The following is a 12,577-nucleotide window of genomic DNA, read 5'->3' as shown; positions in this document are numbered from 1 at the left end:
ACGCCCCTGCGGTTCGCGGCGGATGCGCTGCCGCAAAATAATTCACGATTTTCGCTCAAACCCCACTCCTGCCCAAGCGTTCCAGCCCACTCCGCCCTCCAGATCGCAATTTTTCTCACAACAACGTGAGAATTGCTCGTTTTGCGCAGACCGCGGCTGCGCTTACGATGACCCGTTACAGACGCCTTTCCTCTCCCGTATCTTGCCGTTTCATTCCAGCCTGAAACGTTTCGCACGATTGCGCTGCTAGGATGCTCAGGCGTCTCGACTCAACCGCGCGCGGCGCCACCTCGATGAATGCCAAGAACCTGCTCCAGTTGCTGATCCTCGCCGCCCTGTGGGGCGCCTCGTTCCTGTTTATACGCGTCGGCGTCACTGACTTCGGCGTCGCGCCCTTGATGGCGCTGCGCGTCGGCATCGGCGCGGCGTTTCTCGCGATCGTGCTGATCGCGCGACGCCCGCTGCGCCAATCCGCGGCCATCCTGCGCACGCGAGCCTTCCCGCTGCTGGTGGTCGGCATTCTGAATTCGGCGGCGCCCTTCTGCCTGTTCGCCTATGCCGAATTGACGCTGTCGGCGGGCGTCACGTCCGTGATCAATGCGAGCACGCCACTGTGGGGCGCGCTGGTCGGCTTTCTCTGGTTGCGCGACCGGCTGAGCGCGCTGCGCACGCTCGGTCTTGTGATCGGCTTTCTTGGCGTGCTGATGCTGGTGTGGGATCAGATCGCCGCGCCGAACGGCACGCCGGCCACGCCGCTCACCACCGCGCTCGCGGCTGGCGCGGCGCTCGGCGCCACGCTGCTGTACGGCATCGCCGCCAACTACACCAAGCGCCATCTGACCGGCGTCGACGCCCTGACCGTCGCCACCGGCACCATGACCGGCGCCACGATCGTGCTGCTGCCGCTCGCCGTGATCTACTGGCCGGCGGCGCCGATCTCGCTGCACGCATGGGGCGCGGTGATTGCGCTCGGCGTCGCCTGCACCGGCGTCGCGTATATGCTGTTCTTCCATCTGATCGCAGTGGCCGGGCCGGCGCGCGCGATCACGGTGACCTTCGTCATTCCGATCTTCGGCATTCTGTGGGGCGCGCTGTTTCTCGGCGAAGGCGTCTCGCCCGGCATGCTGGAAGGTTGCGGCGTGATTCTGGTCGGCACCGCGCTCGCCACCGGCGTGATCAAACGTCTGCCGTGGATGGGAACGCGTCGCGCCGACACCTGAACCGCTTCATGTCGCGCGACGCTTCCCGGCGTCGCCGGCTCTCCTCTTTTCGGCCATCCGGCCGGCGCCGCAAAGAATCCCGAGCACAAAAAAATAGGCCGCACTCCATCGGAGTGCGGGCTAAACCGTTGCCGTACAAGGACAGGCGACGGACCCACCGAGGCCGCGCGCCACACGCGCAGGCCCTCGTCGGGCGAAGCAAGCGCCCGGACGAGGCAATCTCTTCCTGCTCGCGCCTCGAAACGCAGCCATAAAAAAACCCGCCCGGAGTCGCCTCCGGGCGGGTTTCAAGCCAGCAATCCAGCCTGCTGTGGCCTTGTTTAGTGCAACTGGTCGACCATCAGACTCATGATCTGCTTGGCCTGCGGGCTCTGATCGATCACGCCCTTGTCGTCAACGACGGCCACGCGCGTCTGATTAGGCGTCACCGCGCGCACGTTGACCATGTACTGCTTGGCAACCTTTTCCTTCTTGCCGTGGAAAACCTGGCTCCAGAAGCCCTGTTCCGCCGACGTCATATCCTTCGGATCGACATAGCGCACGAAGTACAGGCCACGGGTCAGATCGCGGTCGTCGACGGTGAAGTTGCTGCGGTCGAGCGCGAGGCCCACGCGCAGCCACGCGCGATCATACGGTTCGCCGAGCGTGAGTTCCGTTGACGAAAGCTGGGCGTCCGTGTTGTTCGCCGCGTCCGGATCCGGCATGGGCTGCTGGGCGGACAGCGCGACGTTTTGCGCCGCCGTGGCCGCAGCCGCCGACTTGGCCCCCGCCGCGGCCGCGTTCGGCGCGGTTTGCGCGCCAGCCGGCGACAGATCGGCGTTCTGCGTATCAGCCGGCTTCGCGCGCGAATCGGCCAGTGCCAGTGCCGCCATCAGCCGCTTCAGATATTCCTGTTCGAGGCCCGGATCGTTCGGCTTCGCCACCCACGTGCTCGAATCGTTATTCGTGCCGGTCAGCGCTTCGCGCATGCCCTTCTGGCTGATGAACACGTACGTGCCGCCGTTGGGCGCAGCTTCCAGACGCGTGCGGTACTTGTTGCGTTCCGAGGTCACATAGCTGTTGCCCATGGCCTTGGACAGCGTATTGCGGATCAGTCCTTCATTGATCTGCGCGTGCGTTTCATTCCAGTCGGTTTCCATCACGCCCTTGTCGCGCTGGTCGACCACCAGCAGGAAGCCCTGCTCCTGCCAGAAGCGGCGGATCTGTGCCCATGCCTGGTCGGGCGCCTTGTTGTCGATCACAAGCCAGCTTTCCGTGCCGTCACGCTGGATATGCATGCCGCTGACCGGCGGCACCACCACCACGGAATTGGCCGACGGGGCTTGCGCCTGAACCTGCTTGAGCGTGGACAACGAAGTTTCGCCGCCCTGCGGGGGCAACGAACGCTGATCGGCCGTCTCATCGATCATGTTTGGCGGTACGGCAAGTGACACTTGCTTCGATTTCGAGTCGCTCTTGTAGTCGATTTTGGTCGGCGACGAGGTGCCGCAGCCGGCGACCAGACCGCCTGCCATCAGCATTACTGCAAACCGCTTGGTAAGACGAAGATCAGTCATGTTCGGGGAATCCTTCCGCTACGCCACGGCAAGTTTCCGTGGATCAACCCAACATTTTACCGATCCCGGCGAGTCGTGTGCAAAAACCCGGGTTTGTCCGTGAATTGAGCACCGTGAGACGCGCGTAAAAGGCGCCACATTGACGCGCGCGGAGCGCGCCGGATACACCCCCTTCAGCCGATCTTTCCCTGGGTTGTGGGCGCCTCGCTTTCACGCCTGAAAAAGAGTCCGAGGCACCGCAAATTTAACAATTGCCCACATTTCCCAACGCACCGTCAGATACACCCTACGCACTCGTCAGAGCATTGATTCGACGGCCCTTTCCGGCGCCTTCGCACGGTCAATTTTGATATATCGAAATTGGCCGAACACCGCTCCCAGTAACGGTCAGAAAACTCAAGTGATATCTTGAAAATGGACATTTCAAGAAACCCTGGAGCACTCCAGCCTCGAGACCGACCGTCATGCGACTGCCTATCTTTACCGTCAATTTCACCGCCGCAGCGCTAGCGGCTGCCGTGTCGTGCACCGGCACCGAGGCGCGCGCCGAATTGGGCGGCGCCATGCCGGCGCAGGCGGATTCGAGTGCCAGCGCGCCGCGCACCGTGTTGAACGGCGCACTGCGGATGCGCACGCTGACCGACGCGGGTAACACGACCATCAACGAATACGCGGCGAACACCGGCCAGATCATCGCCTACGCGTGGCAAGGCCCAACTATGCCGGACCTGCGCGCGCTGCTCGGAAAGTACGCCGACTCGTATCGCGCCGGCGCCGCCGCGGCGACGGCGGACGGCAATCTGCATGTCTCGCGCGTGGTGCGGCCGGACGTGATCGTGGAATCCGGCGGCCCGATGCGTGGTTACGTCGGCCGCGCATGGCTGCCCGCGGCGCTGCCGCCCGGCGTCACGGCCGATTATTTCCAGTGATGCACAAGCCTCACGACCGCGCCTCGACGAGCACTCTCCACGCCATGAACCCCACCCTGCGCCTTTACGTTCCGCTCCTCGTCTGCGCTACCTTCGCGGGGTGCGGCGGCGGCGGCGGTGGCGGCGGCACGCCGGCCGCGCCGTCTCCGACGGGCCCGGCCGCTCCGGCCAGCAGCCCAGGAGCCGCCAGCGCGCCGGCAGGCGCCTCGACCGCCGGCGCGGCCGCTCCCGTGCCGCAGTCGAACACGCCGAACGTCCAGCCGATCGCCGTCACCACCGCGCCGGGTCTGACGCGCAACATGCTGACAACCAGCGTCACCGTGTGCCAGCCCGGCACCAGCAATTGCGCGACGATCGACAATGTGCAGGTCGACACCGGTTCGCATGGACTCAGGATTCTCGCGTCCGCGCTGCCGGCGAGCCTGCCACTCGCGGCGGTCGCGTCGGGCAGCGGGATCGCCGGTGAATGCGCCGTGTTCGGCGGCGGCTACACCTGGGGCGCGGTACGCAGCGCGGACGTCCGCATGGCCGGCCAGTTGGCCGCGTCGATCCCGATCCAGACGATTGCCGACCCGGCCGTGCCCACCGTGCCCGCCGACTGCGCAGGCTCCGGCCGGGCCATGCAGACCGTGGCGGGCCTGCGCTCGAACGGCATTCTCGGCGTCGGCCTGTTCGCGGCCGACTGCGGCAGCGGCTGCGTCACCGCCGCGCTGCCGCGCTGGTACTACAACTGCGACGCCAGCGGCGCTTGCGTCGCGAGCACGCAAGCGCTTGCGCAGCAGGTGACCAATCCGGTCAGCCGCTTTGCGCTCGACAACAACGGCGTGGTGATCGACCTGCCGGCCATCGCCGATGCCGGCGCGGCCAGCGTCTCGGGCTCGATGATCTTCGGCATCGGCACCCAGGCGAATAACACGCTGGGCGGCGCCAGGATCCTCAAGGCGAACACGGTGACGGGCTACGTCGTCACCACCAGCGGCGGGCAGACTTATTCGCAGAGCTACGTCGACAGCGGCTCGAACGGGCTCTTCTTCAGCAATAGCCAACTGCCGCAGTGCGGCTTCTGGTACTGCCCGCCTTCGCCACAAACCGCGAGTGCCGCGATCACCGGTATGGATGGCGCGTCGAACACGGTGTCGTTTGCGATCGGCAATTCGAGCGCGCTGTTCGCGTCATCGAATAACGCCTTCAATAATCTGGGGGGCGTGGCCAGCAGCGGCTTCGGCTGGGGCCTGCCGTTCTTCTTCGGACGACGCGTCTATACGGCGATCGCCTCGCGCGAGACATCGGCGGGCCCGGGTCCCTATTACGCGTTCTGAACGGATGGCTTCTTTCGACGCTGAAAATTCGCAATATCGCCCGCAGGACAAATTTGATATTCATCGGCTGCGATAATTCCGGTCCCCGGCTAACTCCGTTTCAATTAGTTAGTCATGCAAATCCTGGAATTGTCGGCAGATGGAAGAACCCACTTTTTCGCTCGATCATTTCGAGCAGCTCGTTTATACGCGGCAGCATGTCAAGGCCGTGATCCAGTTCATTGCCGCGCTGGCGCTTCTTCAACAGAAGCGCGGCAAGCTGGACGAGAGCTTTCTTGCCTCGGGCATCGCCGATCTGCCGCCTCACGAGCAACGCAAGCGCTTCTGTACACGCTTCGCGAGTGCGGCTTCAACGCTCTTCGCCGACCCAACGTTCCAGTTGCCGCACGAGTGTTTCAGATTGCTTCTGACACTGCACGAATGGGTCGGACTGGTGTTTGCGTCCACGGCGTTCGGCAACGCCGACCATCTCACCCGTCACCTGAACCCGCGTGGCCCGGACAACGCCCAGTTTCTGTCCGGCGACAGCTTCGTCGAAAAGCTCTGTGTGCTCTATTCGACCGAGTCCGAACTGGAACTCGACTTCGCCGCGCTGTGGGCGTACAACAAATCGCTCGCAGCCTGTCTCGCCCTCGTTTTGCTGGCGCCCGTCTTCAAAGGCTCGGCAAACGCGCACATCAAACGCGAAGCGCTGATTGAATGGCTCCCCGGCAAACTGCGGCAGATCGACGACCTCGACGACTTGCCGACCGCCTTGCTGCACAACGCGTACATGTTCTGCAGCTACGCGGACACGCCGCGGCGGCACGAGATCAAACGGGACATCAACGCATTGGTGCGCCGCAAGCTGGATCAATTGGGGCTGACCGACGTTCCCGCAGCAAAATTGACCCGCTCGAAAAGTCGCAAGCAACGTGGCAAAAAACCGCTCATGGTGGTCGTGCTCGAGTGGTTCGGCGGCGCCCATTCGATCTACCGCACGCACTCGCGCACGCTCGAAGCCGCGCGCGAGCATTTCGAAGTGGTGGCCTTCGGCTTCGGCTACGCGATCGACGACATCGGCCGGGCGGTGTTCGACCGTTTCATCGAACTGGAGGAGCCGGACTACATTGGCGAATGTCTGAAAACGATTCGCGACTTTGCCGAGGCCGAGCAGCCCGACGTGCTCTATATGCCGAGCGTCGGCATGTTCGCGCTCACGGTGTTCATGTCGAACCTGCGTATTGCACCGCTGCAGATCGCCGGCCTTGGCCACCCGGCCACCACCCACTCCGACAAGATCGACTACATCAGCGTCGAGGAAGATTATGTCGGCGACCCTGCCTGCTTCAGCGAACGCCTGCTGAAGTTACCGAAAGACGGCCAACCGTACCGGCCGTCGGTGGCGTTGCCGGACATCGTCGCCGAGATTCCGCCGTCACGCGCAACACTTGAGATCGTCATCACAGCCAGCGCGATGAAGCTCAATCCCGGCTTTCTCGAAGCGTGCCGTGAGATCGGCGCGCGCGCGGCGACGCCGGTTGAGTTTCACTTCATGAGCGGCGTGCCCTCCGGTTTGCCGCTCGAGCGCATGCGCGAGGTGATCCGCGAGGCGCTGCCGTGCGCCGTCGTCCACGGCTTCCACGATTACACGGACTATCTGGCGCGCGTCAATCGCTCCGATCTGTTTCTCAGCCCGTTTCCGTTCGGCAATACCAACGGTATCGTCGACGCGCTCACGCTAGGTTTGCCCGGCATCTGCAAGCGCGGTCCGGAAGTGTTCGAACGGATTGACGGCGCGCTGTTCGAGCGCGTGAGTATGCCGCCGTGGACCACGGCGGAGAGCGTCGAGGATTACATCGCCGCCGCGGTGCGGATGATCGACTCGCGCGATGAGCGCACGGCATTGCGGCAGCGTCTGATCGATACGCGGGCAGTGGAACGTTGCTTTGAAGGGCGGCCGCAGGCGTTCGGTGAACGCCTGCTGGAACTGGTGCGGGGAAGGCAACGCCAGCGCGAGGAAGCGGTGGGTTGAAATTCGCCGCAACTGAACGCGCTACTTGGTGGCGTTAGGGGTCGGCGGCACAAGATTGCCTGGCGCCAGCTAGCTGAATACGTTCAGCGACGAGTCGCCGAACATGCGCTCGGACGCGCTACTCGGTCGCGTTAGTTGCCGGCGTCACAAGATTGGCCGGGGCCAGCCAGCTGAATACGTTCAGCGTCGGGCTGTGGAACGTGCGCTCGGACGCGCTACTCGGTCGCGTTGGTTGCCGGCGTCACAAGATTGGCCGGGGCCAGCCAGCTGAATATGTTCAGCGTCGGGCCGTGGAACGTGCACTCGGCGGCGGCTGGCGTAACCGTCTTCCGGGGTTTGGCAGGTTTGAGCGAAAGCGCTGCGGTTGCCGAAGCGGCTGATGCACCAGCAGTTGCTGATGCATTAGCAGCGCCCGATGCACCGGCTGCGGCTGATGCACCAACGGCCACTGCCGAAGCCGGGCGCGCGCCCGATGCACCAACGGCCACTGCCGAAGCCGTCCGCGCACCCGATGCACCAACGGCCACCGCCGAAGCCGCCCGCGCACCCGAAGCCGCGAGCGGCGCACTCGCCGCCGAAGGCGCGGACGTTGGCGCCCCCACATGCTCGATCGACCCTTCGACCACCACCCGCGCGCCGTGGATGCCCGCGCCCGCATGGGTGATCTTCAACGTATCCGGCGACGTTTCCGCCAGCTTGCTTCGCATCAACTGTTCGCACGCGTCCGTGTTCTTATAGACGGCCGTGCAGGCCGCTAGCAGCGCAGCAGCGCCCACGACGCAGGTGATAGAGAGAATCCGAATCTTCATTGATGTTCCGTTTTTCAAGCCGTCGGCAATTGTAGCTTACGGCCTGCTTGACCGGCACCGGCTTCGAGCGCGGGCAGCGCGCGGGCTGTGTAAGGCGATCGACATCTTCACTGCTTATCGGCGCGCCCGAAACCCAGTGCCCCTTGACCGCGGCGGCTTGCATCGGCATCGTGTTGACCGGCTGCCATCGGACCGACGCGCTTCCTACTTTCCGACGGGGCCTCGCGATGACATCGCTTCGCCTTCTCACGCTTCATCACTGTGTGCCGACCGGCTTTCCTGCATGCTCAGCCTTGCCCTGCTCGCCATCGCGGGTTACACCGCCACCAACATCGACAACCTGTTCGTCCTGCTCGCCTTCCTGGCGGAAGCCGGCGGCGAGCGCCGTCGCGTGATCGCCGGGCAGTATGCCGGCTCGCTGACCTTGATCATGGGGTCGATGCTGCTCGCCGCATTGCTGAAGCATTTGCCGGTCGGTTATGTCGGTTTGCTCGGCATCTTGCCGGTCGGCGTGGGGCTCAGCAAGGCGTGGGAGCGCTTTGGCCCCGCCAACGCGCAGCAGCAGGAAACCACACGGGCCGGCCGCGAGCCGCCCGCATCGCGCGAATCGGCAAGCTCGGAGAATTGCGCTAGCTCCGCTGACGCAACTCATGCGGCAAATCAGGCGAGATCGGCCACGCCACCTTTTACACGCCGAGGCTCATCCTGGTGGGCGGTGGCCTGCGTGGCCGTCGCCAACGGATCCGACAATCTTGCCGTCTATGTGCCGCTGTACGCCAGTCATTCGCATAGCGAGGGCGCGTTCATCTCGCTGGTCTTTATCGTGATGATCGGGCTCTGGTGCGCCGGCGCGGTCTGGCTCGTGGAGCATCCGTTGCTCGGCGCGCCGATCCGGCGCTACGGCACCGCCCTGCTACCGCTGATCCTCGTGGGGATTGGCGCCTCGGTGATCGCGCACAACGATACGTTGCGGATCGTGTTCGGACTCTGAGCGATGCCGGTATATGGGCGGCACGCTGCCCATCGCCTCAAAAAGACAGCGAAAGAACGGTCCGTGCAGGGATGCGCTGCGCTCCGGCGCGATGCGGCACGGCCGTCGTGCACGCAACCGCTCACTTCGACGGCATTTGCGGTTGCACGTAGGTGCGCACGCCAGCGAGCGGTGAGCCATAGCCGCCGGAATTCGTGTGGTTCGGCAAGCCGTTGACCAGTTGCGCGCGCGGGTCGGTCGGATTCAGGTTCAATTCCCCTGCCTGCTGGTTGCCGTGCGTCGGATATTCGCTGCCGCGCGCCGCGTTGGGCATCAGACGCGTGCTGTTTTGCGGCGCGTACATGTCGTCCTGCGGGCTCAGGCCCTGCGCTCCCACCTGCGCGGCGATCGCGCACGCGGCCGCGCACAATAAAACCTGCCCTAACCGCGACATTCTCGATGTTCGTTGCATACCTGCCTCCGACAAAATGAAAATGAAGGGGATCAAGTCGCGTCCGGCCCAGAACGAGCCCGCGCGCGACGGCCAACGCTGATCACATCATTTATACGCGCCACGCCGCGCTTCGGATTCGCAATCTACGCGCGAGTCGCGGCAAACAGCGAAACTGGCGGAAACGGCCTTTTATTCCTGCTCACGGGCGGCCGCCACGCAAATCCAGCGAGCGCCTATTCTTATGCCGGTTACCGATTTCCTTCCAGCCCGATCGCGCCCGATAATGGACCTCATGAACCTACGACCGAACCTACGACCCAATCGCCAGGCCCGCACATTGCGCGCCACGCTCGCCTCATTGAGTACCGCGCTACTGCTGGCGGCCTGCGCCGGCCCATCGGCCTCGACTTCGGCGTCGGCGTCGGCTTCGGCTTCTGCCTCGGCCAGTCCGGCGCAGCTCGACGCCGCGATTTCCGGACCGCAGCGCGGCGACCAAGCCCGCGCCCGCGATATCTACCGCCATCCGAAGGAAACGCTGCAGTTCTTCGAACTCGCGCCGTCGCAAAGCGTGCTGGAGATCGAGCCGGGCGGCGGCTGGTACACGGAGATCCTCGCGCCCTATCTCCACGACCACGGCAAGCTCTACGAGGCGCAATACGACGGGCCGCAGGGAGCGCCGTCGGCGCAGGCACAGGCCAGCCGGGCCGCGTTCGCGCGCAAACTGGCGGCCACGCCCGCCGTCTACGGCAACGTCGTGGTCGGCACGCTGCACGCCGGGCAGTTCAGCGGTTTTCCGGCCGATGCCAGCGTCGACGAGGTGTTGACCTTCCGCAATATCCATAACTGGATCAAGGACGGCCAGATCGACGCGAACCTGCGCGCCTTCTACGCAGCGCTCAAGCCGGGCGGCGTGCTCGGTGTCGAGGAGCATCGTGCGGCGCCGGGCACTTCGCTGCAACAGACCATCGAAACCGGCTACGTCACGGAAGCCTACGTAATCGAACACGCGCGAGCGGCCGGCTTCGAACTGGCCGGCAAGAGCGACGTGAACGCCAACCCGCGCGACACCAAAAACTACCCCAACGGCGTCTGGTCGCTGCCGCCGAGCTTCGAGGGCGGCGACGTCGACCGGGCGAAATATGCGGCCATCGGCGAGTCGGACCGCATGACCTTGCGCTTCGTGAAACCGACGCACTGATCTCAGGCCGCATGGGGACGGCGCTTGACGCCGTCCCAATAATATGTTCCTATTGCGCACTATGTACCGCGCCCAGACCCTCCTATCGCTACTACTAGCCCCCTCTACCGGGCTAGGTCTGCTGCCGCGCGCTTCCATCTGAACACCTGAAGCTCCGCTGAATTCCCCAGTAACTGACCCAGCCCCGGTTTTCGACCGGCGGCGCAGTTATGTCTTTTCGTCGTCCGGTCGACTCCCAGCTAACTGGTCTCACCCACGGATGATGAAAATGTTGAAGAACCCCGCTACCAAATACCGCTCGTTCAAGCCCATCAACTTGACGGATCGCCAGTGGCCGTCGCGCACCATCACGCACCCGCCGATCTGGATGAGCACCGACCTGCGCGACGGCAATCAGTCGCTCTTCGAGCCGATGGACGCGCAGCGCAAGATGCGCATGTTCAAGACGCTGGTGCAGATCGGCTTCAAGGAAATCGAAGTCGCGTTTCCGTCCGCCTCGCAGACCGACTTCAATTTCGTGCGTGAGTTGATCGAAGGTGGCCATATTCCCGACGACGTCACGATCGAAGTCTTGACGCAAGCGCGCGACGACCTGATCGAACGCACCTTCGAATCCTTGCGTGGCGTGCCGCGCGCCATCGTCCACCTGTACAACGCGACCGCGCCTGAATTCCGCAAGATCGTCTTCAACCTGGAAAAGAGCGGCGTGAAGGAACTCGCGCAGAACGCGGCCCGCACGATGAAGCGGATCGCCGCGACCATGCCGGAAACGCAGTTCACGTTCCAGTACAGCCCGGAAGTGTTCAGCGGCACCGAAATCGAATTCGCCAAGGAAGTCTGCGACGCCGTGTTCGACATCTGGGAACCGACGCCGGAACACAAGGCCATCGTCAACTTGCCCGCCACCGTCGAAATGTCCACGCCGAACATCTACGCGGACCAGATCGAGTGGATGCACCGCAATCTCGCGCGCCGCGAATCGCTGATCATCTCCGTGCATCCGCATAACGATCGCGGCACCGCCGTTGCCGCCGCTGAACTCGCCGTGATGGCCGGCGCGGATCGCATCGAAGGGTGTCTCTTCGGCAACGGCGAGCGTACCGGCAACGTGGACCTCGTCACGCTCGCATTGAACCTCTACACGCAAGGCGTCGATCCGGGGCTCGACTTCTCTAACATCAACGAAGTCGCGCGCACGGCGGAAGAATGCACGCAGTTGCCGATCCATCCGCGTCATCCGTATGTCGGCGATCTGGTGTTCACAGCCTTCTCGGGCTCGCATCAGGACGCGATCAAGAAGGGCTTCGCGGCGCAGAAGCCGGACGCGGTCTGGGAAGTGCCCTACATGCCGATCGATCCGGCCGATCTCGGCCGCACCTATGATTCGGTGATTCGCGTGAACAGCCAGTCCGGCAAAGGCGGCATCGCGTATCTGCTCGAACAGGGATACGGCGTCGTGTTGCCGCGCCGCCTGCAAGTGGACTTCAGCTCGGCCGTGCAGCGCTTCACCGACGACAGCGGCCAGGAAGTCACGTCCGCGCAGATCTGGGAATTGTTCCAGCAGGAATATGTGCAGAACACAGCGCCGATTCATTACGTGGGCCACAGCCTGTCCGAGCGCGAAGGACGCGAGCACATCAAACTCACGGTCGACATCCATGGCACGCGGCGCGTGTTGACCGGCGAAGGCAATGGTCCGCTCGACGCGTTGATGCACGCGATCGGCGTGCCGGTGCGGATTCAGCACTATGAAGAACGCGCGTTGACGCAAGGAGCGGATGCCCGCGCGGTGGCGGTGGCCGAAATGGCCGGCGCCGATGTGACCGGCAGCGCGTTCGGCGTCGGCATCGACGCCAATCTGGTGACGGCGTCGATTCGCGCGGTGATCAGCGGCGTGAATCGCGCCTACGCTCGCGTGAATGCGCAGGCGAAGGAGCGCTTCTTCGACGCCGCCATGAACGACGCTACGGAGAGCGTGGGCGTTTAAGAGCCGATGAGCGTAGCTGCGGATTCGTAGCCGCGTTGTGCGAAGGGGGCGTTTCGACGCCCCCTTTGCCGTTGTATCACTGGATGGGCGCGTGATTGCGTTTGCCGCTCCGCGTCGCTCG

Annotated in this window: 10 protein-coding genes; 7 read left to right on the top strand and 3 right to left on the bottom strand. The window is 64.1% G+C overall.

Going from position 1 to position 12,577, the window contains the following annotated elements; genetic code table 11:
- Positions 1 to 293: 293 nt before the first annotated feature.
- Positions 294 to 1,220 carry a DMT family transporter gene (locus RI103_RS06690; protein WP_310814593.1) on the top strand — a complete coding sequence of 309 codons (927 nt, stop codon included), beginning with the start codon at positions 294 to 296 and terminating at the stop codon, positions 1,218 to 1,220.
- 320 nt (positions 1,221 to 1,540) lie between these two features.
- On the opposite strand, the gene bamC is transcribed toward RI103_RS06690, so the two are convergent.
- Complete coding sequence (gene bamC / locus RI103_RS06685; protein WP_310814592.1) at positions 1,541 to 2,776, bottom strand: outer membrane protein assembly factor BamC; 1,236 nt, start codon at positions 2,774 to 2,776, stop codon at positions 1,541 to 1,543.
- Positions 2,777 to 3,240: 464 nt separating this feature from the next.
- Between bamC and RI103_RS06680 the strand changes: the two genes are divergently transcribed.
- The 3 genes from RI103_RS06680 to RI103_RS06670 all read left to right on the top strand — a co-directional run bounded on the left by RI103_RS06680 (position 3,241) and on the right by RI103_RS06670 (position 7,038).
- Entirely contained in the window at positions 3,241 to 3,705 is a 465-nt protein-coding gene (locus RI103_RS06680) for a DUF2844 domain-containing protein (protein ID WP_310814591.1), read from the top strand.
- Between the two features lie 44 nt (positions 3,706 to 3,749).
- On the top strand, positions 3,750 to 5,024 hold the full coding sequence (locus RI103_RS06675) for a DUF3443 domain-containing protein (RefSeq protein WP_310814590.1): 1,275 nt from the start codon (positions 3,750 to 3,752) through the stop codon (positions 5,022 to 5,024).
- Between the two features lie 139 nt (positions 5,025 to 5,163).
- Positions 5,164 to 7,038, top strand: a complete 1,875-nt coding sequence (locus RI103_RS06670) for a glycosyl transferase family 1 (RefSeq protein WP_310814589.1) — start codon at positions 5,164 to 5,166, stop codon at positions 7,036 to 7,038.
- A 215-nt stretch (positions 7,039 to 7,253) separates the two neighbouring features.
- Here the strand turns inward: RI103_RS06670 and RI103_RS06665 are convergent, their stop codons facing one another.
- Complete coding sequence (locus RI103_RS06665) at positions 7,254 to 7,847, bottom strand: hypothetical protein (RefSeq protein WP_310814588.1); 594 nt, start codon at positions 7,845 to 7,847, stop codon at positions 7,254 to 7,256.
- A gap of 283 nt (positions 7,848 to 8,130) precedes the next feature.
- Here RI103_RS06665 and RI103_RS06660 point away from each other — a divergent pair, with 283 nt between their 5' ends.
- Complete coding sequence (locus tag RI103_RS06660; RefSeq protein WP_310814587.1) at positions 8,131 to 8,838, top strand: cadmium resistance transporter; 708 nt, start codon at positions 8,131 to 8,133, stop codon at positions 8,836 to 8,838.
- A gap of 121 nt (positions 8,839 to 8,959) precedes the next feature.
- Here RI103_RS06660 and RI103_RS06655 read toward each other — a convergent pair whose 3' ends face one another.
- Positions 8,960 to 9,289 carry a hypothetical protein gene (locus RI103_RS06655; RefSeq protein WP_310814586.1) on the bottom strand — a complete coding sequence of 110 codons (330 nt, stop codon included), beginning with the start codon at positions 9,287 to 9,289 and terminating at the stop codon, positions 8,960 to 8,962.
- Between the two features lie 265 nt (positions 9,290 to 9,554).
- Here RI103_RS06655 and RI103_RS06650 point away from each other — a divergent pair, with 265 nt between their 5' ends.
- Together RI103_RS06650 and leuA are read left to right on the top strand one after the other, a co-directional pair.
- On the top strand, positions 9,555 to 10,469 hold the full coding sequence (locus RI103_RS06650) for a methyltransferase (protein ID WP_310814585.1): 915 nt from the start codon (positions 9,555 to 9,557) through the stop codon (positions 10,467 to 10,469).
- Between the two features lie 268 nt (positions 10,470 to 10,737).
- Positions 10,738 to 12,456, top strand: coding sequence for a 2-isopropylmalate synthase (gene leuA, locus RI103_RS06645; protein ID WP_310814584.1), 1,719 nt, complete (start codon positions 10,738 to 10,740; stop codon positions 12,454 to 12,456).
- Positions 12,457 to 12,577: the final 121 nt, after the last annotated feature.

Origin of the sequence: Paraburkholderia sp. FT54 (assembly GCF_031585635.1) — a bacterium.
Taxonomy (GTDB): domain Bacteria; phylum Pseudomonadota; class Gammaproteobacteria; order Burkholderiales; family Burkholderiaceae; genus Paraburkholderia.
Note: the sequence above shows the minus strand (reverse complement) of the source record. Positions and strands in the feature narration are given on the sequence as shown.